The organism is Clostridium manihotivorum (assembly GCF_004015185.1).
Lineage (GTDB): Bacteria > Bacillota > Clostridia > Clostridiales > Clostridiaceae > Clostridium_AR > Clostridium_AR manihotivorum.
Genome location: NZ_CP025746.1, coordinates 5,064,877 through 5,088,205, shown reverse-complemented (window position 1 = coordinate 5,088,205; position 23,329 = coordinate 5,064,877). Strand labels below are relative to the sequence as shown.

Here is a 23,329-nt window from a genome sequence, read left to right as displayed (position 1 = left end):
TCTATAAGGTAATTGATGTTTTTTATAAACATATTGATATTTAATAGCTAAGGATAGACCACTTAAAGCATAAAACTATTTTCAAAAGTTCTTTGTATTCTTAAAGAAAAGTCTTTGAAAGTATAAGTTTCATTATGAAGTCGTAACTCTATGGCAGTATAGGCTGTAAGAGGTACAGACATCTATGCATATCATAAAAATTAGCAGCAGATACACAATAAATCTATAATTATACTAAAAGTAATATTAAAGGGGGACTGGCTATGTTTTGTAACTTTCCAAAAGAGCAAGGGATGTATGATCCGAGTTTTGAAAAAGATGCCTGTGGTATTGGGGCGATAGCACACATCAAAGGTAAAAAAAATCATGCTATTGTAAAAGATGCATTAGACATTCTTGTAAAGTTAGAGCACAGAGGGGGCGCTGGTGCTGATCCAAACGTTGGAGACGGAGCAGGAATATTGATTCAGGTATCACACAATTTTTTTAAAAGAGTATGTGAGTTTGAACTACCGAAGGAAGGGCATTACGCTGTAGGAATGTTCTTCTTATCACAAAATAAAGAAAACCAAGAAAAAGCAAAGGCGCTTTTTGAAAATATTGTTCTTAATGAAGGGCATTGCTTTTTGGGATGGAGACAAGTTCCTGTTAATCCAGAGGATTTAGGGGACGCATCTAGAGAAGCGATGCCTTTTATAATGCAAGGATTTGTAGCTTCAAGCAGTGAAGATTTTGATTCAAAGACTTTTGAAAGGGAACTTTATGTAATAAGAAGATTGTTTGAAAAAGAAGCTGTAGAGGCATATGTTGCTAGTCTTTCCTCAAAAACCTTAGTTTATAAAGGTATGCTTACTGCTCTTCAAGTAGAAAAGTTCTATCCAGATCTACAAAGTGAATATATGGATACAGCCATCGCTCTTGTTCACTCAAGATTTAGTACAAACACTTTCCCAAGCTGGGAAAGAGCACATCCAAACAGATACATCATCCATAATGGTGAGATAAACACCATAAGAGGTAATGTGAATTGGATGAATGCAAGAGAATCTGATTACAAATCTGAGGTCTTTGGAGAAAAGTTAAACAAGGTTCTCCCTGTAATAAATAAAAATGGTTCAGACTCTTCAATGCTGGACAATACTATAGAGTTTTTATATATGAATGGAAGAGAGCTTCCACATATAATGATGATGCTTATACCAGAACCGTGGAGTAAAAACCATGAGATGGACAAAGAAAAGAGAGCCTTTTATGAATATAACTCCACAATGATGGAGCCTTGGGATGGACCAGCAGCTATAGCTTTTACTGATGGAGAAATTCTAGGAGCTACTTTAGATAGAAACGGTCTTAGACCTTCAAGATATTATGTAACAAAGGATGACTATTTAATCTTATCTTCTGAAGTTGGAGTTATGAACGTAGATAGTGATAATGTTAAGTATAAAGGAAGATTAACTCCAGGAAGAATGCTTCTTGTGGATACTGTAAATGGACAGCTTATAGATGATAGCGATTTAAAGAAAAACTATTCAACCTTAAAGCCATATGGCTCATGGGTTAAGAACAATCTATTGAAGCTAAGAGAAATTCCTTCTAATGATTTTTTAGAAGAGAAAGTATCAGAAGAAAAACTAGCAAGACTTCAAAAGGCCTTTGGATATAGCTATGAAGATGTAACTTCAACTATAACACCAATGTGCTTAAATGGAGACGATCCATTAGCATCTATGGGAATTGATACTCCATTAGCAGTGCTAAGCGACAGGCCACAGCTTTTATATAATTATTTCAAGCAGTTATTTGCTCAGGTAACTAATCCACCTATAGATGCAATAAGAGAGGAAATAGTAACTTCAGTAAGGGTATATCTTGGTGCAGAGTCAAACATTCTATCTGAAGGAGAAGAAAACTGCAGAAGATTAAAACTAGACAATCCGATATTATCAAACAATGACTTTAATAAAGTACTTTCTATTAAGGATGATAACTTTAAGAATATAGTTATTCCGATGGTATTTGCTAAGGATAAGGAAGAATCAGCACTTGAAAATGCTTTAGATGGAATATTAGAAAAGGCTGACAAGGCTATAGAAGAAGGAAAAACTATAATTGTGCTTTCTGATAAGATGGTTGATGAGAATAATGTTCCAATACCTGCATTACTTGCAGTTTCAGCTTTGCATCATCACTTGGTGGAAAAGGCTAAGAGGACAAAAGTAAGTATAGTTGTAGAATCAGGAGAACCTAGAGAAATACATCATTTTGCTTTATTACTAGGTTTTGGTGCCAATGCTATCAATCCTTATATGGTGTATGAATCTATAAGAAATCTAGCTGAGGAGCAAGAAATAGCTTTAAGTTACGAAAAAGCGGTTTATAACTATAATAAAGGGGCTTTGAAAGGTATTGTAAAGGTAATATCCAAGATGGGTATATCTACAATTCAGTCCTACAATGGAGCGCAGATTTTTGAAGCTATAGGAATAGCTAAAGAGGTTATAGACAAATACTTTACACTAACTCCATCAAGAATAGGGGGAATAGATCTAGCTGATATCGAAAAGGAAGCCGTATTAAGACATACACAGGGCTTTGATAGAAGACTTATAGATTTTACCCTTGATTCTGAAGGAAGTCATAAGTTTAGAAGCAATAAGGAAGAGCATTTATATAATCCTCTAACTATTCATAAGCTTCAAAATGCTTGTAAGACCGGAAGTTATGATGAATTTAAAGAGTATACTTCTTTGATAAGCAACGAGAAAAATAACCTTACCCTTAGAAGTCTTTTAGATCTGAAGTTAGACAATGAACCTATTGCTATAGAGGAAGTTGAATCAGTAGAATCAATAGTAAAAAGATTTAAAACAGGAGCTATGTCTTACGGGTCAATAAGTAAAGAAGCTCATGAATGTTTGGCCATAGCTATGAATAGAATTGGTGGAAGATCTAACACCGGTGAAGGCGGAGAAGAGAGAGAAAGATTTGTAGTTGATGAAAATGGAGATTTAAGATCTTCAGCTATAAAGCAAATAGCCTCAGGTAGATTTGGAGTTACTTCTGAATATCTTGTGGATGCAAGAGAAATTCAGATAAAGATGGCGCAAGGAGCTAAGCCAGGAGAAGGTGGACAGCTTCCAGCAACTAAGGTGTATCCTTGGGTAGCTAAAGCAAGACACTCAACTACTGGAGTTGGCCTAATATCACCACCACCACATCATGATATATACTCAATTGAGGATTTGGCTGAGCTTATATATGATCTTAAAAACGTAAACTCAAAAGCTAGAGTAAGCGTAAAGCTTGTGTCAGAGGCTGGAGTTGGTACTGTTGCAGCTGGAGTTGCAAAGGGTGGAGCTGATGTAATACTGATAAGTGGATATGATGGAGGAACTGGTGCATCACCAAGAACTTCAATAAAACATGCAGGTTTGCCATGGGAACTTGGACTTGCTGAAGTACATCAAACCCTGATACTGAACGGTTTAAGAGAAAGAGTAGCAATAGAAACAGATGGAAAGCTTATGTCAGGAAAAGATGTTGCTATTGCAGCACTTCTAGGTGCAGAGGAGTTTGGTTTTGCTACAGCACCATTGGTAGTTATGGGATGTGTAATGATGAGAGTATGTAATCTGGATACTTGTCCTGTAGGGATAGCAACTCAAAACGAAGAGCTTAGAAAGAGATTTAAAGGTAAACCAGAACATGTTATAAACTTCATGTACTTTATAGCACAAGAACTTAGAGAATATATGGCTAAGCTTGGCTTTAGAACAATAGATGAAATGGTAGGACGTACTGACAAACTAGTACAAAAGTCTGTAGGAGGCTGGAAGTCTAAAAAGGTAGACTTAGCTAGACTTCTATATAATCCAGAGATTCCGCACGATAAGATATATAAGTATAAAGAAAGCTATGATCATAAGTTATACAATGTTATAGATTCAAAGGTATTAGTTCCTAATGCATTAGAAGCCTTAGAGGGAAGAGGTAAAGCTAAGCTTGAAGTCAAGGTTGGCAACACAGACAGAGTATTTGGAACAATCTTAGGAAGTGAGATAACTAAGAGATACGGAGAAGCAGGACTTCCAGAGGATACTATTTGGGTAAGGACAACTGGTGCAGGAGGACAAAGCTTTGGAGCATTCATCCCTAAGGGACTTACTTTAGAACTTGAAGGAGATGCTAATGACTATATTGGAAAAGGTCTTTCTGGTGGAAAAATAATTGTGTATGAACCAAAAGAGTCAGCCTTGAAGCCTACAGAAAATATACTTGTTGGTAATGTAGCTTTATATGGAGCTACTAGTGGTAAGGCCTTCATAAAGGGAGTTGCAGGTGAGAGATTTTGTGTAAGGAACTCAGGAGCAACAGCTGTAGTTGAAGGGGTAGGAGATCATGGTTGTGAGTATATGACTGGTGGAACAGTTGTTATCTTAGGGCCTGTAGGAAGAAACTTTGCTGCTGGTATGTCTGGTGGAGTAGTCTATATTTTAGATGAAGCTGGATCAAAGAGAAAAAATATAAATGAAAGTATGGTTTATGTAGAAGAATTAGATGCTTCGGATGAAAGTAACTTACTTGAGCTTCTACAACAGCATGAAGAATATACTGGTTCAGAAGATGCTAAGAGAGTAGCTTCCAATTTTGAAGAATATAAAAAAGCATTTATAAAAGTAATGCCAAAGGATTATAAAAATATAATCACTTTAATAAAAGAATATGTGGCTTCTGGATCTTCTAGGGAAGACGCAGAGAGAATGGCCTTTGATGTAATAAAAGGAGTAAGAAAGTAGGAAAGAGGAGGGGTAATAATGGGAAAGCCAACAGGTTTTTTAGAATATGATAGGAAAGTTTCAGCAAAGAAAAAACCAAAGGAAAGATTAAAAGATTACAATGAGTTTGTAGCTCCTCTTTCCAAAGAGGAACAGCAAGTACAAGGGGCTAGATGTATGGATTGCGGCATACCATTCTGTCAGTCAGGAATAATGATAAACGGAATGGTATCTGGATGTCCAGTTAATAATCTTATACCTGAATGGAATGATTTGATATATAAAGGCAATTGGAAAAAAGCTGTTGAGAGACTGCTTAAGACAAATAATTTTCCAGAATTCACAGGCAGAGTGTGTCCAGCTCCATGTGAATCAGCATGTACTGCAGGAATTAACGGACCAGCAATATCTATTAAGGAAAATGAACGATCTATTATTGAAAGAGCCTTTGAAGAGGGACTTATAAAAGCTAATCCTCCTAAGGTAAGATTGGATAAAACTGTTGCGATAATCGGTTCAGGTCCAGCTGGACTTGCTTGTGCAGATCAGCTTAATAAGAGTGGGTATAATGTAACTGTATATGAAAAAAATGATAGAGTTGGCGGACTTCTTATGTATGGTATTCCAAATATGAAGCTAGATAAGGCTGTCATAGATAGAAGAGTTAATATCATGAAGGAAGAGGGCGTAAGCTTTATAACAAACGCTAATGTAGGAGAGAATATAGATGCTAAAGAGCTATTAGGAAAGTACGATTCTGTTGTACTAGCTTGTGGTTCTTCCAATCCTAGAGACTTGAATGCTAAGGGAAGAGAGCTTAAGGGAATTCACTATGCAGTGGATTTCCTAAGAGCTACAACTAAGAGTTTATTAGATTCTAATCTAGCAGATAAAAACTATATTTCCGCTGAAGGCAAAGATGTTATAGTAATCGGTGGAGGAGATACAGGTACAGACTGCGTAGCTACTAGTTTAAGACATAACTGCAACTCCTTAGTACAGTTTGAGATAATGGGAAAATCACCAGAGCAAAGAACAGAACTTAATCCATGGCCTCAATACCCTAGGATTCATAAGGTGGACTACGGTCAAGAAGAATATGCTGATTTATACGGAAAAGATCCAAGAGAATTCTTAATTACAGTAAAAGAGTTTATTGGAGATGAGGACGGGAACTTAACAGCAGTAAAAACAGTTAACGTAAATTGGGAAAAAAACGAAAAAGGGTCCTTTATTCCAAAAGAAGTTGAAGGGTCTGAGAAGGTATGGAAAGCAGACATGGTGCTTCTTGCCATGGGGTTCGTTGGAGCTGAAAAGTATGTAGTAGACAGTTTTCAAGTAGAAACTGACGGCAGAACTAATGTAAAAGCTCAGTACGGAAAGTTCCAAACCAATGTGGAAAAAGTGTTCTCTTGTGGAGACATGAGAAGGGGACAAAGTCTAGTGGTTTGGGCTATAAACGAAGGAAGAGCTTGTGCAAGAGAAGTTGACAAGTTCTTAGCTGGTGATACTACACTGGTTTAGTAAATATAAAAATTTAAGAAAACATGCATATTAGGGAATATCCTTAAGTATGCATGTTTTTTCTATATGATTATAAGGAGGTTAAGACATCAAAAATAGTATATATTAACTTTACATAGAGGTGTAACTAAATAGATGATATAATTATCTAAAGTAGTATTAATGTTAAAGTTATATTTTAGTTAAAATAGAAAATTGTTTTGAAGGTACTCTTATTTAGAGCGTCTTTAATATAAATGAAAATTAACCTATGTAAGCAGGAGGAAACTTTGAGGAAAGATATTTATCAAAGGCTCATAGCCTTAACAGAAGAAGAAGAAAAGATATTAAACGGTGAAGAGACAGTAAATAAGAGTTTATATACTGATGATGGAGAGTTTATAATAGATAGTAAAAAACTTCTTCAAGCTGGTGAGCTTATTGATATTAGAAGACACACTCGTTTTGTAGATTTTCCTAAACATAAACATAATTATATAGAGTTCAATTACGTTTATGAGGGAAAGTTAACTCAGACTATTGATGATAAGAAGATTACTTTAAAGCAAGGAGAATTGATTTTTCTAAATCAATATATAACTCATGAGATAGAAGCATCTAGCGAAGAGGATATAATAATAAATTTTATAATAAAGCCAGAGTTTTTTGATTACATAATAACCTTATTAGATGATGAGAATATAATAAGTAAGTTTCTCCTTACTACCTTATATAAAGACTATAGTGAGGGAGAATACTTGTATTTTAAGGTAGCTGAAAAGAAACATATTCAGGAGCTTGCAGAGAAAATAATAACTGAGCTTTATGAGCCTTCCATCATGAGTAAAGCCACAATTAAGCTTTTGGTTGGCTTGCTATTAGTTGAGTTGGTAAAGAGATCTAAGGACATTGAAACCTACTCAGCTAACAATTATGATAAGCTTTTAATTATTCAGAGTCTTAAATACATAGATAAACATTATAAGGATGCAAATCTATTTGAGCTTTCAAAAAAATTAAATCAGCCTCATTATAAGCTTAGTAAGCTTATTAAAAAGCATACAAAGATGACTTTTAAGGAATTGCTTCAGGAGAAAAAACTTAGTAAGGCTGTAGAGCTTCTAAAATTTACAGAGTATTCGATCGTAGAAATAATAGATTTGATAGGCTATGAAAATCCTACATATTTCTATAAGATATTTAAAGAAAAATACGGGGTTACTCCAAGAGAGTATAGAGAAAACTCATAGTTATGTTGATTATAAATATAATTTAAACCGTATATTAATGTTATTAGTAAAGATACCACAGCGATTTCGCTGTGGTATTTTTTGTTAGGTTTTGAAGTCAATTCGGTATGTTTTTTCAACATTTTAGTAAATTAATATACAACTATATAAAATAATCGTATACAATTTCACTTGTAAAAAACAGTAATACAAAAAGTAGGTGACTATTGTATTACTTAAAAATATTTATATAGGGGGAAGAGAGATGAGAAAGATAACTTCACTTAGAAAAGTTTTAGCTTCACTTATGATTATGCTGTCAGTTCTAGTTGTTAGTGAATTTGGTGTACAACCTATAACGGCTTTAGCTGCTTCAGCGCCAATAGTCCGTAGTGACGAAGTACCAGGTGCATACACCGGAAATGGTCCATATTCATATAGTACGTACAGTTTACCAACTAGTTATTCAACAGGAGGTGCAACAGTATATTATCCAACTAGCTATAAAGCTATAGCTCCATTTTCAGCTTTAGTATATTGTCCTCCTTATACAGCAACACAAATTGCACTTGCAGCATGGGGACCATTTTTTGCTAGTCATGGCATTGTGTTAGTAACTTTTGATACAACAACAATCTATGATACAGTTGAGTCTAGAGCTGCTCAGCAAAAAACAATTTTAAATACTTTAAAAGCAGAAAATACTCGTATTGGCAGCCCGCTTTACGGAAAATTAGCTACAGATAGAATTGGAGCTATGGGCTGGTCTATGGGAGGTGGAGCAACTTGGATAAACTCAGCAGAATATCCAGGGTTAAAAACAGCAATGACTTTGGCTGGGCATAACCTCAGTGCTATGGATATGAACTCTAGAGGAGTGAATACTAAATGTCCAACGCTTATAATGAATGGTGCAATGGATATGACCTATTTAGGTGGAATGGGACAATCAATTGGTGTTTATAGCAATATACCAGTAGGAGTTCCTAAGATAATATATGAAGTTGCATCAGCAGATCATTTTAGTTGGACAACCCCAACATATGCTAGCCCTAATGTTGCAGTTATATCACTAGCTTTCCAAAAAACATATCTAGATGGTGATGCACGTTGGGCTAAGTATATAACAAGACCAAGCATAAACGTTGCAACATGGCAAACCTCAAGTCTTAAATACTAATAAGACTAGCATAAAGAATAATATTACAACAATATATATATAATATGATTGCATTACCCTTCTATAAATTATTGAAGACACTGCATCAGATTGAAAAATGACTTCTAAGTTGCTTAGAAGTCATTTTTTTACCTTATAGTAATCCACAATGAACCCAAAATCCATCACAAAAGTATAATGCAAAAGTTTTTTCGTAAGAAAGTATAAAATTTTTTCCTAGGTAAACCAAGTAATTTCAAGGTATTATTACAGATATTCATGGTAGACAGTAAAAAAAGTTATTTAGCGTGGCAGAGCTGCTTCACATATGCTCAAAAAGACAGCTGTACAAAAAACTCACTGAATAATTGGTTTCAGTGAGTTTTTACTAATTATTATGTACTTTAAAGTAATACTACAATAGATTATGACTATTCTAGATCCATATAATAATCTAACAAATCTTCAATGGTTACTATACCTAAAAGTTTATCATTTTCAACTACAGGCATAGAGATAATATCATTTTTCCTTAAGCGCTTGGCTACAACTTCAACATCTTCATTAGCTTGAGCTAGAATAACAGAATTTGACATAACCCAGTCTACAGGACAGTTTTCGTAGTGACCAGGGGTTATCATAAATCTATAGATATCAGCCTTTACTACCATTCCAACTAGTGTGTTATTTTCATCGACTACAGGCATACCATTTAGGTTAAGTTCATCCATTATCTTTAATGCTTTGTCTATGTCATCGTTTACTATAAGTGCTTTAGTGTTGGACTTTAATATACTTTTTATCTTCATGATATCATCTCCTGTTTAAGTGATTTTATATATTTATTTTACTACAAAATAATATATAAAAAAACATTTATTCAGAAAATTTCGAATAAATAAAATGATAAGAATGCATATTTTTACTAGAGCAAATTATTACTGGTGTTATTTTGATATAAAGTTATAATTTTAATATACATATTTTGTAATATATTATATAATAAGCATGTATATTTTAGTTGTAGCAGAGTATCTTCAGAATATCAATAAGGAGGAAAAGCTATGAAGTATATCTATAGGTTGAAGTATTTGATTATAGTAATAATTTTCGGAATATTCAATTTTATACTTTTGGGAATCTTTCGAGAGCCTGCTACTGAGAGAGCGCAAATAAAACCAGAGATAGTACTTATTTGCCATGTAAAGTCTAATCCTTACTGGCAATATATAAAGAATGGAGCGGAAAAGGCAGCGAAGGAAAGAAATGCAGTTGTAAAGGTTGAAGGACCTGACTACGCCAATGTGGATGAAGGGCTTAAGCTTATTAATATGGCTTATGCAGCAAAGGTTAGTGGCATAATAACTTATGTGCAGGAGGAGAATAAGTATAATTCAGTAATTAACAAGGTTGTTGATAGTGGAATACCTATTTTAACCATTGATTCAGATGCTCAGGAAAGTAAACGTTTAGCATATATTGGTACAGATAATATAGGTGCTGGAACTGAAGGAGCAAAAGAAATGATAAGACAAATAGGTACAGAAGGAAACATAGGCATAGTCATAGGTGGAAAAGAGGTAACTAATCAAAAAGAAAGAGTAGAAGGGTTTAAAAAGTATATAAATGACAACTCTAAGCTCAATATAGTAAGTATAGAATCCTCTGACTCCTATCTTCTAGAAGCGGAGCTGGCTGCTAAGAAGATTTTGACTAGTAATTATAATATAAAAGCATTATTTTGTACCTCAGCACTTGATGGAGTAGGTGCAGCTAAGGCAGTATCAAGTCTTGGACTTGTAGGAAAAGTAAAGATAGTAGCTTTTGATGACTTACCTGAGACTCTTCAGCTTATTGAATCCGGTGTTATCTCTTCAAGTATTGTACAGAAACCGTATCTTATGGGATACAATTCAGTAAACATGACAATGGACATATTAGAAGGAAAGAAAGTAAACAAAATAAATTTAACTGATGTACAAGTAGTTGATAAAAATAATATTGACTCATATAAGAAAAAGCAAGGAGAGTAGAAGGATGAAGAATAGTTTAAGGAGAAAATTCATTATTTTTGCTCTCATTATTATTGTGCCTTTAGCTACAAGTAATATAACCGCAGTATTTACTAATAGAAAAATAAATGATAATTATTCCATAATGCTAAGCAAGTTAAATACAATAAATGAAATAAAAAATCTTCTTAGTGAGTCAGCGGATAACTTTAATAAATATATTCAGACTAATAATGGACAGTGTAAAAATGATTATGAAAGATATTTGGACGAGGCATTAAGTAAGGTCAATTCTCTTAAGGAGATTTCTGATGTTGAAAGTCAATATATTTTAAGAGATTTGATAAATACCCTTTACAGTTATAAGGCTGAGGGAGATAAAACCATAGAACTCTACGGAAATCGAGGACCTATAGACACCTATTATGATCACTATGTTTCTGCCAAGGAGGTTCAGTCTTACTGCAATATTTATATAACTAATCTAACTGACAGTTATATAAGTTATAACGACAGTATTTATAAGAACTATGAAGTGAAGGAAAGAAATATAAACAAGATAATAATTCTATATATTGTTCTTGCTTTGCTTATAAGTTCCTTATCTACATTGTTTTTTATAAAAAATATAAGTTTAAAATTGAAACAGTTAGTTAAGGCTTCTAAGAAGGTTGCTAATGGTGATTTTGAGCTTGTTGAAGGAGAAAACACAGGTATATATGAATTGGACTTATTATCAGAAGCCTTTAACAGCATGACAAAGGATATAAATATATATATAAGTTCTATAAAGAGAAATGCGGAGCTTGAACGTAAAGTAATAGATGATGAAATAACCATACTAAAATATGAAAATGCACTAAAATTAAGTCAATTAAAAGTACTTCAGTCACAAATAAATCCCCACTTCTTATTTAACACTCTAAATTGTATAAATCAAACAGCCATAAAAGAAAATGCAGCTACTACCGAAGAGCTTATAAAATCTGTAGCTGGAATTCTACGATACAGCCTAACTATGATGGAAAGAAATGCGACTTTAAAGGAAGAAATAGATTTGGTAAAGCAATATATATTCATACAAAAGGTTAGATATGATGATAGAGTTACATTTATACTGGATTTTAAAATTGATTTGTCGAAAGTAAAGGTTCCTGGCATGACACTCCAACCTTTTGTGGAAAATGCTTTTATACATGGCATAGAACCTAAGGAAGAGGGAGGTAATATAGGAATATTTATATATGAAGAGGATGAGTATACAATGGTACGTATTGAAGATAGCGGTTGTGGGATTGATGAAGAAACTCTAACTAGGATAAGTTCAGAAGAAAATTCTGGTGAACATATTGGACATACTACTGGAATGGGGATAAAGAGTGTAATTAACAGGCTGGAGCTGCTTTACGATGAGAAAAACTTATTCTCCATAGAAAGTAAAAAGGGGCTAGGTACAAAAATCTATTTAAAAATTCCTAAAAAGGAGTTGATGTAGACATGGTAAAACTTCTTATAGCTGACGATGAAAAGTATGATAGGGAAGCTATTATAAGTATTCTAAATGGGGAATTCGGTAATAAGCTTGAGGTGTTTGAGGCTCGTAATGGTAGAGAAGCTATTGAAATATCTGAGCAATATAGACCAGATATAGTTATAACTGATATAAAAATGCCTGGAATAAATGGAATTATTGCTATCGAAGAGATAAAAAGATCTCTTCCTAATACTTATTTCATAATACTAACTGCTTATGACTACTTTGATTTTGCAGTTGAGGCTGTTAAAAATAATGTTAAGGAGTATATACTAAAGCCCTTTGGAAGATTAGAGCTTGTGGACAAAATAAGAAAAGCTATAACTTATGTGGATAAGGAAAAAGCCAAGAGAAAAAGCGAAATTGAGAATGCAGAAAAACTCAACAATTTGATTTCAGCCATGGAAAATGAACTAAGCTACTATATATTAAGTAATACTTTTGAAGCCATAGATGAACAGATGTATAAGGATTATCTAAACTTGACCTTTGAGAATACCTGCTCTATGGTGATAGAAATAGATGATAATACTGGACTTTGTAATAATCAAACTAAGAAAAAGATTGGAGAGTATATTAAAGGATATATTAATTTGAAGTATAGAGCCATCGGAACTTATAGGTTTACTAAGGAATTGGTGTACTTTATAGAGGCTCCTATGGATCGTAGTGATGAAGATAAGAAGATTACAGTTGTAAAGCTTGCAGTTGATATAAGAAAAGAAGTAAAAAGATTATTTGAGCTTCCTATAAATGTAGGAATAGGTAGGTGCTACACTGGACTTTCTGACATTTATATTTCTTATAAGGAAGCTTGTGCTTCCTTAGATAAAAGAGGTGATAGTAATATTACGCATATTGATAACATTAAGGAAAATCAAAATGATAGTGGACATAATGTAGATAGTAATAAATTAAGTCTATTTAAAGATATAGAAAAATATATAATTGATAATATGGTGGAGGAGCTTGATCTAGATACTGTAGCTGCAAAGTTTAACTTGAGCTGTTATCATTTCAGCAGAACCTTTAAAGAGGTGGTAGGGTGTAACTTTTCAGATTATATAAATATAGTTAGGATAAAAAAGGCTAAAGAAATGCTTAGAGATAATTCAAAAAGTATAAAAGAAGTTTGTTTTTCTGTAGGTTATAATGATCCAAATTACTTTAGTAAGGTTTTTAAAAAGTACGAGGGACAAAGTCCTACAGAATTTAGAAGATAGACCTTGGCTATAGCAGCTCCATAGTACAACTTTATATATAGGGAACCAACTTCACCTATTAATTTATACTTGTTATAAATTAAGTTTTCATAAAGGTTCCCTATAGTACTGTTTATCCATGAGGTAACTTGATTAAAGCTAGAGGGCAAATAATCTATAACAGTACCTATGTAGTAGTTTTATAAATTACTATATAGGTATTTTTTTGTCTTTAAAATCTCAACAATAGATTACCAGTATAAAGCAAGTAAATACCTTTAGTTAAACGTATTCACAAACTATAATAAGGCTGTGGTCAAAATCCAAAAACAGTGTGAAATAAATTTACACTAACTTATAAAACAAGGGGGAATAGAAATGAAAAAATTACTTGCATCTATCTTAAGTTTAGGCTTAGCGGTAACTTTAGCTGGCTGTGGAGGTACTGGTGGAAAGAAATCAGATTCTGCAGCTTCAAACAAGCAGCTTATAGGTGTAGCTATGCCTACGCAATCACTTCAAAGGTGGAATCAAGATGGAGCAAACATGAAATCTGAATTGGAGTCTAAAGGCTATAAGGTTGAACTTCAATATGCCAATAATGATGTTAATACCCAAACTCAACAGTTAGAAAACATGATAACAAAGGGTTGCAAGGTTCTAGTAATAGCTTCTATTGATGGATCTGCTCTTTCAGATGTACTTAAAAAGGCTGCTGACAATGGAGTAAAAGTAGTAGCCTATGACAGATTGATAATGAAGAGTCCTAACGTAGATTATTATGCAACCTTTGATAACTTTAAAGTTGGAGTTATACAAGGGCAATATATAGAAAAGCAACTTGGATTAAAGGATGGAAAAGGTCCATTTAATATAGAGTTATTTGGCGGTTCACCTGATGACAATAATGCTACCTTCTTCTATAACGGAGCAATGAGCATATTACAACCTTATATAGACAATGGAAAGTTAGTAGTTTCTAGTGGACAAAAGGATTTTACTACTATAGCAATCCAAGGCTGGGATTCTGCTAAAGCTCAAGCAAGAATGGATAACTTAATTACTGCAAACTATGCAAAAGGCAAAAAACTTGATGCAGTATTATCTCCAAATGATAGCTTAGCAATAGGTATAGTAGCATCTTTGAAAAATGCTGGTTATGGTAGTGCAGATAAGCCATACCCAATATTAACTGGACAAGATTGTGACAAGCCAAATGTAATAGCTATGATTAATAAGCAGCAATCAATGTCAATATTCAAAGATACAAGAACTTTAGCAACTAAAGTGGTTGAGATGGTTGATAGTTTATTACAAGGTAAGGAAGCTTCTGTAAACGATACAAAGACCTATAATAACGGAAGTAAGGTTGTACCATCCTTCTTATGTGATCCTGTTTACGCTGATTCTTCTAACTATAAGCAAATACTTATAGATAGTGGTTATTACAAGGAAGCAGATTTAAAATAATAAAAAACAGTAGTAAATTTAGCCGAGTTACAGTGCTCGGCTTTATAAACATAGCATGAAAACAGAAATAAATGTATCAAGATTGGAGGGGACAAGATGGAGGATTATATTCTTCAAATGAAAGACATAACAAAGACCTTTCCTGGAGTAAAGGCTTTAAATAATGTAAATATAAATGTAAAAAGAGGAGAAGTTCATGCTCTTATTGGAGAAAATGGAGCAGGAAAATCCACTCTAATGAATGTTTTAAGTGGTATATACCCCTATGGAACTTATACTGGAGACATCGTATATGAAGGAAAAGAATGCAGATTTACTAATATAAAGGATAGCGAGAAGCAGGGAATAGTAATAATTCATCAGGAATTAGCCTTAATTCCATATCTATCAATAGCTGAGAACATATTTTTAGGTAATGAAAGAGCAAAAAATAGTTTTATAAGCTGGCGTGAAACTAAAGATAAAGCAGCAGAAATGTTGAAAAGAATAGGTTTAAGTGAAAATCCCAATAAACAAATTATTGATATAGGGGTTGGAAAACAACAGTTAGTAGAAATAGCGAAGGCTTTGGCTAAAAATGTTAAGCTTCTAATACTAGATGAGCCTACGGCAGCTTTAAATGAAGAAGATTCGGATCATTTGCTTAATCTTATATTAGAACTTAAGCAGCAAGGAATTTCCTCAATACTGATTTCTCATAAGCTTAATGAAGTGGTAAAAGTAGCCGACAGAGTTACAGTAATTAGAGATGGAGCAACTATAGAAACCTTAGAAAATGATGGTGATATAAGTGAAGATAGAATCATCAAGGGAATGGTTGGAAGAGACCTAACCCATAGGTTCCCAGAACATACTCCGAAGATTGGAGAGGTAGTTTTCGAGGTAAGAGATTGGAATGTGTATGATCCGTTGATACCTCAAAGAAGAGTAATTAAGGACATGAATATAAAAGTAAGAAAGGGAGAAATAGTGGGACTTTCAGGTCTTATGGGAGCAGGAAGAACAGAGTTTGCTATGAGTATCTTTGGAAAGGCTTATGGTACCCATATTAGTGGGCAACTACTAAAAGACGGAAAGGAAATCACAATTAATAATATAAGGCAAGCTATAGAAAAGGGAATAGCCTATACTACAGAAGATAGAAAAACTGCAGGCTTAAATCTAATAGACAACATAAAAAATAACATAACTATAGCCAACTTATTTGGAATAAGCAGAAATTATGTTATAGACAAGGGAAGACAAACTAAAGTTGCTGAAGAGTTTAGAAGAAAATTAAATATAAAAACTCCATCAATACTTCAAAATGTAGGCAATCTATCCGGTGGGAATCAGCAAAAGGTAGTCCTAAGTAAGTGGATATTTACTGAACCGGATATTCTTATATTAGATGAACCGACAAGAGGAATAGATATAGGTGCTAAATATGAGATATATAAGATAATAAACGACTTAGCTGATAGTGGTAAGTCAGTAATCTTTATATCCTCAGAATTGCCTGAGATACTAGGAGTTTGTGATAGGATCTATGTTATCAATGAAGGAAAAATAGTAGGTGAGTTGGATAAAAAAGATGCATCTCAAGAATCAATAATGAAATGCATAATGAATAGTAATAGGGAGGTTATTTAGGATGCAAACAGTTCAAAAATCTGGAGAAAATACTAAGCACAATGTTGCAGATTTAATAAAAAATACTTTTAGGAGCAATGTAAGGCAGTATGCAATGCTTATTGCATTGGTAGTTATTATAATTATATTTCAGGTTTTAACCGATGGAATACTGCTAGTACCAATGAATGTAGCCAATCTAATACTTCAGAATAGTTATGTATTCATTTTAGCCATAGGTATGACTTTATGTATCTTGACAGGAGGAAATATTGACCTTTCTGTAGGTTCTGTATGTGCATTCATAGGAGCTTTACTTGGAACCTTTATCATAAGTATGAAAATGAGCACTGGTGTAGCTATAGTTCTCTGTCTTGTAGCAGGATTGATCATAGGCATATGGCAAGGTTTTTGGATAGCCTATGTCAGAATTCCGGCATTTATAGTAACGCTTGCAGGTATGCTTATATTCAGAGGTCTTACTATTACAATGCTTAAGGGACTAACCTTGTCGCCATTTCCAGAAAGCTTTCAAAAGATAAGTGGAGGTTATATACCAGATATTTTTAAGGGAACTGGTGGATTAAACCTAACAGCACTTATAGCAGGAATCATAATTTCTATAATCTATGCTCTCTTAGAGGTAAGAAAATGGACGCTAAGTAAAAAGAATGAGTACGAAAGTAACTCCCTATATCTTTTAATAGGAAAGCTGGCAGTTGTAGTTTTGGCTACAAACCTAGTATTTTATTGGTTTGCAAAATACAAGGGAATACCTGTAATCTTTATAATAGTTTGTATATTGGTATTCATATACTCTTTCTTTGCAAACAACACTGTTCAAGGAAGATATCTATATGCTATGGGAGGTAATGAAAAGGCAGCCAAACTATCAGGAATAAATACTAATAGGGTACTATTCTTCTCCTATGTAAATATGGCGGTATTAGGAGCAGTAGCTAGTATAGCATTTACTTCAAGATTAAATGCAGCAGCACCTCAATCTGGTACAAACTTTGAGCTTGATGCAATCGCAGCTTGCTTCATAGGAGGGGCTTCAGCTTATGGTGGTGTTGGTACGGTAATAGGAGCTATAATAGGAGCTCTTGTTATGGGTGTATTGAATAACGGTATGTCAATAATGGGAGTTGGCAGTGATATGCAGATGACCATAAAAGGTTTCGTACTACTGATGGCAGTAGCCTTTGACGTATTTTCTAAATCAAAGAAATAATTAAAAGGAGGGGATATCCCCTCCTTTTAATATGACATATGAGGAGTTTCAACTTTATCTGATTTTAGATCATTATAATATAAATAGGCATTAGAGATTTTAAACACATTTTCAGATATGAAATATGACTCTTTTAAAATAAGTTTCCATCTTTTTATAAAAGGTGGAGTATAATTTGTGAACTCACTGAAGAAGATCGCTTCAGTGAGTTTTTAATTAAGAATTGCAAATAAGGATAATAAATTATACAAACCTAGACATTATATTATCTTAAGGCAAGAACTATAATTTACTTGTGTAAATGATTTCGAAGCTAAGGAGGATAAGTTATGGAATATCATCTAGCCATTGATATCGGTGCTTCTAGCGGAAGACATATCTTAGGCTATATAGAAGATGGACAAATAAAGATAGAAGAAGTATATAGATTTGAAAATGGAATAAGTAAGGTTGAGGGTGAATATTGCTGGGACTTAAAAGGCTTATTTGAGGATATAAAAAAAGGTATCCATAAGTGTAAAGAACTTGGCAAGCTTCCTAAAAGCATAGGAATAGATACTTGGGCAGTAGATTTTGTACTACTAGATGAAGAAGACAAGATTCTTGGCAATACTGTAGCTTATAGAGATGATAGAACAGAAGGTATGATGGAAAAAGTTTTTGAAGTAATACCTCAAGATATGCTTTATCTGTATACGGGGATACAGTTCCAAAGATTTAATACAATATATCAGTTGATGGCAATTAAAGATAAAAAGCCAGAAATATTGTACAAGGCAAAGACCTTTCTAATGGTGCCAGATTATTTAAACTATCTTTTAACTGGAGTAAAGGCAAATGAATATACCAACGCTACAAGCACTCAGTTAATTAATTCCTTTGATAGAAACTGGGATGAAAAGATATTAGATGAGATAGGAATTGATAAATCTATATTCCAGGAAATAAAGCTTCCTAAAACTATTCTTGGAAATCTTAGAGAAGAATTAGTTAAGGAGTTTGGGTTTGATATGGAAGTCATACTTCCAGCTACTCATGACACTGGATCAGCCTTTATAGCTTCAGTATGTAATGATAATGACAGTGTTTATCTAAGTTCTGGAACTTGGTCACTTATGGGAGTAGAAAATCATTTTCCTATATGTGTACCTCAATCAATGAATTATAACTTCACTAATGAAGGCGGAATAGATTATAGATTTAGATTCTTAAAGAACATAATGGGACTTTGGATCATTCAAGAAGTTAGAAGAAAGTATGATAATAAATACTCTTTTGCAGAACTAGTAATAAAAGCTAGAGAAGCTGAGTATTTCACTTCAATAATAGATGTAAACCATGACAGATTTTTAAATCCAGAAAATATGATTGAAGAGATAAAGACTTACTGCAGAGAAACAAATCAAAAGGTTCCAGAAACCGTTGGAGAAGTTGCCTTCTGTGTGTTTAATAGCTTAAGTTCTAGCTACAAAGATTCCATTGGAGAACTAGAGGAGATTTTTGAAAAAGAATATAAGAGGATAAATGTTTTTGGAGGAGGCTGTCAAAATGAGCTTCTAAATGAACTGCTTGCAAAGGTAACTAAGAAAGAAGTACTAGCAGGTCCAGTAGAAGCTACAGCCATAGGAAATATAGTAGCACAGCTTTTAAGCTATAAGAAGGTAGCAGATTTGGAAGAGGCAAGGAAGCTTATAAAAAAATCTTTTGAAATAAAGACTTATATGCCTTAAAGCTAACAATATTTTAAACATAAATCTAAATTTAATTATGGCTGAGATTATATTTAGGGTAACTCATATAGGAATGAGTTAAACATTAAGCTACAGTCCATATATAAGTTATTTGTAGAAATTCACTTAAAGTATTAGGGATAAGTTAAAACCATGGAAATGAAAGTTAATTAATTGTATAAAGGAGAACTATGATGAATATAAAAGAAAAATATGAAGCAGCAAAACAAGAATATGCAAAGTTTGGCATTGATGTAGATAAGGTATTAGAGGAACTTCAAAAGGTTAAGGTTTCAGTTCACTGCTGGCAAGGGGATGACGTAACTGGTTTTGAGGTAAGTCAGAATCAATTATCTGGAGGAATACAAGCTACAGGCAACTACCCAGGTAGAGCAAGAAATCCTGAGGAACTAAGAGCTGACTTAGATAAGGCTTTGAGCTTAATACCAGGAAAGCATAAGATTAACTTACATGCTATATATGCAGAAACTAATGGTAAAGCAGTTGAAAGAGATGAGATTAAGCCAGAACATTTTGAAAATTGGGTAAACTGGGCTAAGGAAAGAGGACTAGGTTTAGATTTTAATCCAACTATATTCTCACATCCAAAGGCTAGTGATGGATTAACCTTATCTCATCCAAACAAAGAAATAAGAGATTTCTGGATAAGACATGCAATAGCTTCAAGAAAGATAGGAGAATACTTCGGTAAGGAACTTGGACAAACTTGCTTAACAAATCTTTGGATTCCAGATGGATATAAAGATATTCCAAGTGATCGTTTAGGCCCAAGAAAGAGACTTAAGGACTCTTTAGATCAAATATTTGCAGAAAAGGTAGATACAAAATACAACTTAGATGCAGTTGAATCAAAGGTGTTTGGAATAGGAGCTGAATCTTATACAGTAGGTTCTAGCGAATTCTATATAAACTATGCTGCTAAGAATGGAATATTATCATTATTAGATACAGGACACTATCATCCAACAGAAGTAGTTTCTGATAAAATCTCTTCAATGCTATTATTCTCAGAAAAGGTTGCGCTTCATGTAAGTCGCCCAGTACGTTGGGACAGTGATCATGTTGTTATATTTGATGACGAACTTAAAGAAATAGCTAAGGAAATAGTAAGAAATGATGCATTAGATAGAGTAATAATAGGCTTAGATTTCTTTGATGCAAGTATTAATCGTATAGCGGCCTGGGTTATAGGAACTCGCAACATGCTTAAAGCATTACTTTCTGCAATGTTAATACCTCATGATCAGTTAATAAAACTACAAGAAGAAGGTAACTTCACAGAAAGATTAGCTCTAATGGAAGAATTAAAAACATATCCATTAGGTGATATATGGAATTATTATTGTGAGATAAACAATGTTCCAGTAAAAGAAGACTGGATCAAGGACGTTAAAGAATATGAAAAAACAATATTAGAAAATAGAAAGTAGGGAGAAAATATGGCTTTACAAGATATGAAATTTATAAAAACTTTTGTTAAAATAACTCACGATGCATGGCTTAAGGGCTGGCATGAAAGAAACGGCGGAAATATATCCTATAGATTAACACAAGAAGAAACTAATATAATTAAGGAATATATCGATGAGTCAGCTGAATATACTCCAATAGGAATAAAGGTTGAAAACCTAGCAAATGAATACTTCCTAGTTACTGGAAGTGGAAAATTCATAAGAAATATATCTGTATGCTTAGAAGAAAATGTTGGACTTATTAAAATAGATGAAAAGGGAGAAAACTACAAGATAGTTTGGGGACTTGTTAATGGTGCTAGACCGACAAGTGAACTACCTTCACACCTTAACAGCCACTCAATAAAGAAAGCTGCAACTAATGGGAAACACAGAGTTATAATGCATTCACATACTACTAACCTAATAGCATTAACCTTCGTTCTTCCTCTAGATGGAAAAGTATTTACAAGAGAGTTATGGGAAATGGCTACAGAATGTCCTGTTGTTTTCCCAAGTGGTATTGGCGTAGTTCCTTGGATGGTGCCTGGTGGAGCTGAAATAGCAAGAGCTACTGGTGAACTTATGAACCATCATGACATAGTTATATGGGCTCATCACGGAACCTTCTGCTCAGGAGATGATTTAGATTTAACTTTCGGACTTATGGATACTGTTGAAAAGTCTGCTGAAATATTGGTTAAGGTACTATCAATGGGCGGAAAGAGACAAACAATAACTTCAGATAATTTTAGAGACTTAGCTAAGGGCTTTAATATAGAAATAGACGAGAAATATCTATAAAACTAGGAATTAAAGCATCTTGCTTAAGTATATATTATAAATAGGTTGATCCACTTTGGGTTGTATTTCAGATATATTGTATATATAGCAAATTGTGTACTAATGAAACACAAGACATAAAAAGTGGACAAACCTTTAACAATGTAATACTAAAAAATTAAATATAAATCATATATTGAATATTTTGGGAGGGAATTTATTATGGTAAACAGAATAGTATTAAATGAGACCTCATATTTTGGTCCAGGAGCTATAAGTATAATTGGAGAAGAGGCTATAAATAGACAGTTTAAAAAGGCTTTTGTAGTAACTGATAAGGATCTACTAAAGTTTAATGTGGCTCAGAAGGTTACAAAAGTACTTGAAGAAGCAAAGCTTCCTTATGTTATATACGATAATGTAAAACCAAATCCAACAATAGAAAACGTTCTAACAGGGGTTAAAGCTTATGCAGAATCAGGAGCAGATTTCATACTAGCTATAGGTGGAGGATCTTCAATAGATACAGCAAAAGGAATTGGTATTGTAACTAACAACCCAGACTTTGCAGATGTTAAGTCACTTGAAGGTGTTGCTCCAACTAAGAATAAATCAGTTCCTATAATAGCTGTTCCTACTACTGCAGGTACTGCTGCTGAAGTTACTATAAACTATGTTATAACTGATGAAGATGCAGTAAAGAAGATGGTTTGTGTTGATCCTAAAGATATACCAGTTTTAGCTGTAATAGATCCAGAAATGATGACTTCAATGCCTAAGGGATTAACAGCTGCAACAGGAATGGATGCTTTAACTCATGCAATAGAAGGTTATACTACTAAAGGCGCTTGGACTATGAGTGACATGTTTGAGTTAAAGGCTATAGAATTAATAGCTAAGAACCTTCCAAAGGCAGTAGCTAATGGCAGTGATGTTGAAGCTAGAGATGGAATGGCTACAGCTCAATATATAGCAGGTATGGGATTCTCAAATGTTGGACTTGGAATAGTTCACTCAATGGCCCATCAATTAGGTGCTGTATATGATACTCCACATGGTGTTGCCAATGCTTTATTGCTACCATATGTAATGGAATATAATGCTCCAGCTACTGGCGAAAGATATAGAGAAATAGCTCGTCAAATGGGTGTAGCTAATGTAGACTCAATGACTGAAGAAGAATACAGAAAAGCAGCTGTAGATGCTGTAGTTAATCTTTCAAAGAGCATAGGGATACCACAAAAATTAGTTGAAATTGGAGCTAAAGAAGAAGATTTAGAAAAGTTAGCTAAGATGGCTTATGCTGATGTTTGTACTCCAGGAAATCCAAGAGATACAAATGTTGAAGAAATATTAGAGATATATAAGAAAGCATTTAAATAGAAGTAATTTTAGAACAATAGGGCTAGTAGTCTTATTGTTCTTTTTTACTGTTAAGTAAGGTAGAAGAAAACATTATATAATAAAGATAGTGATTTTTTGGGGATAAAATAGGTTCTTAGAATATATTTGAAAGTAAGTATGTTGTAAATATTATATAAACATCCATATTATATAGTATAATAGAAAAATAAAAAGGTATAAATATAAAGCTGAATATACATATGAAAGG

15 protein-coding genes are annotated in these 23,329 nt (G+C 33.5%); 14 read left to right on the top strand and 1 reads right to left on the bottom strand.

What is annotated here, in order from left to right:
* The first annotated feature begins 263 nt into the window (after window positions 1-263).
* The 4 genes from gltB to C1I91_RS22815 all read left to right on the top strand — a co-directional run bounded on the left by gltB (window position 264) and on the right by C1I91_RS22815 (window position 8,690).
* Window positions 264-4,799 carry a glutamate synthase large subunit gene (gene gltB, locus C1I91_RS22830; RefSeq protein WP_128214971.1) on the top strand — a complete coding sequence of 1,512 codons (4,536 nt, stop codon included), beginning with the start codon at window positions 264-266 and terminating at the stop codon, window positions 4,797-4,799.
* Between the two features lie 18 nt (window positions 4,800-4,817).
* Complete coding sequence (locus tag C1I91_RS22825) at window positions 4,818-6,302, top strand: glutamate synthase subunit beta (RefSeq protein ID WP_128214970.1); 1,485 nt, start codon at window positions 4,818-4,820, stop codon at window positions 6,300-6,302.
* Window positions 6,303-6,571: 269 nt separating this feature from the next.
* Window positions 6,572-7,531: an AraC family transcriptional regulator gene (locus C1I91_RS22820; RefSeq protein WP_128214969.1), complete on the top strand. Its 960-nt coding sequence runs from the start codon at window positions 6,572-6,574 to the stop codon at window positions 7,529-7,531.
* Between the two features lie 244 nt (window positions 7,532-7,775).
* Complete coding sequence (locus C1I91_RS22815) at window positions 7,776-8,690, top strand: poly(ethylene terephthalate) hydrolase family protein (RefSeq protein ID WP_128214968.1); 915 nt, start codon at window positions 7,776-7,778, stop codon at window positions 8,688-8,690.
* A gap of 410 nt (window positions 8,691-9,100) precedes the next feature.
* On the opposite strand, the gene C1I91_RS22810 is transcribed toward C1I91_RS22815, so the two are convergent.
* Window positions 9,101-9,478, bottom strand: a complete 378-nt coding sequence (locus tag C1I91_RS22810; RefSeq protein ID WP_128214967.1) for a CBS domain-containing protein — start codon at window positions 9,476-9,478, stop codon at window positions 9,101-9,103.
* Window positions 9,479-9,733: 255 nt separating this feature from the next.
* On the opposite strand from C1I91_RS22810, the gene C1I91_RS22805 reads away from it, so the two are divergent.
* The 10 genes from C1I91_RS22805 to fucO all read left to right on the top strand — a co-directional run bounded on the left by C1I91_RS22805 (window position 9,734) and on the right by fucO (window position 23,100).
* Window positions 9,734-10,702: a substrate-binding domain-containing protein gene (locus C1I91_RS22805; protein WP_128214966.1), complete on the top strand. Its 969-nt coding sequence runs from the start codon at window positions 9,734-9,736 to the stop codon at window positions 10,700-10,702.
* A 4-nt stretch (window positions 10,703-10,706) separates the two neighbouring features.
* On the top strand, window positions 10,707-12,176 hold the full coding sequence (locus tag C1I91_RS22800; protein WP_128214965.1) for a sensor histidine kinase: 1,470 nt from the start codon (window positions 10,707-10,709) through the stop codon (window positions 12,174-12,176).
* A 2-nt stretch (window positions 12,177-12,178) separates the two neighbouring features.
* Window positions 12,179-13,438: a helix-turn-helix domain-containing protein gene (locus tag C1I91_RS22795; protein ID WP_128214964.1), complete on the top strand. Its 1,260-nt coding sequence runs from the start codon at window positions 12,179-12,181 to the stop codon at window positions 13,436-13,438.
* 357 nt (window positions 13,439-13,795) lie between these two features.
* A complete protein-coding gene (gene chvE / locus C1I91_RS22790; RefSeq protein ID WP_128214963.1) occupies window positions 13,796-14,887 on the top strand; it encodes a multiple monosaccharide ABC transporter substrate-binding protein in 1,092 nt (363 codons plus the stop codon).
* Between the two features lie 96 nt (window positions 14,888-14,983).
* The gene (mmsA, locus tag C1I91_RS22785) at window positions 14,984-16,519 is read left to right on the top strand and encodes a multiple monosaccharide ABC transporter ATP-binding protein (protein WP_128214962.1); all 1,536 of its coding nucleotides are present in this window, start codon (window positions 14,984-14,986) and stop codon (window positions 16,517-16,519) included.
* 1 nt (window position 16,520) lies between these two features.
* Entirely contained in the window at window positions 16,521-17,732 is a 1,212-nt protein-coding gene (gene mmsB, locus C1I91_RS22780; RefSeq protein ID WP_128214961.1) for a multiple monosaccharide ABC transporter permease, read from the top strand.
* Between the two features lie 329 nt (window positions 17,733-18,061).
* Window positions 18,062-19,462, top strand: coding sequence for a rhamnulokinase (gene rhaB, locus C1I91_RS22775; protein WP_128214960.1), 1,401 nt, complete (start codon window positions 18,062-18,064; stop codon window positions 19,460-19,462).
* Window positions 19,463-19,656: 194 nt separating this feature from the next.
* Complete coding sequence (gene rhaA, locus C1I91_RS22770) at window positions 19,657-20,913, top strand: L-rhamnose isomerase (protein WP_128214959.1); 1,257 nt, start codon at window positions 19,657-19,659, stop codon at window positions 20,911-20,913.
* Between the two features lie 9 nt (window positions 20,914-20,922).
* The gene (gene rhaD / locus C1I91_RS22765; RefSeq protein ID WP_128214958.1) at window positions 20,923-21,738 is read left to right on the top strand and encodes a rhamnulose-1-phosphate aldolase; all 816 of its coding nucleotides are present in this window, start codon (window positions 20,923-20,925) and stop codon (window positions 21,736-21,738) included.
* A 201-nt stretch (window positions 21,739-21,939) separates the two neighbouring features.
* Window positions 21,940-23,100 carry a lactaldehyde reductase gene (fucO, locus tag C1I91_RS22760; protein WP_128214957.1) on the top strand — a complete coding sequence of 387 codons (1,161 nt, stop codon included), beginning with the start codon at window positions 21,940-21,942 and terminating at the stop codon, window positions 23,098-23,100.
* The last annotated feature ends 229 nt before the right edge of the window (window positions 23,101-23,329 follow it).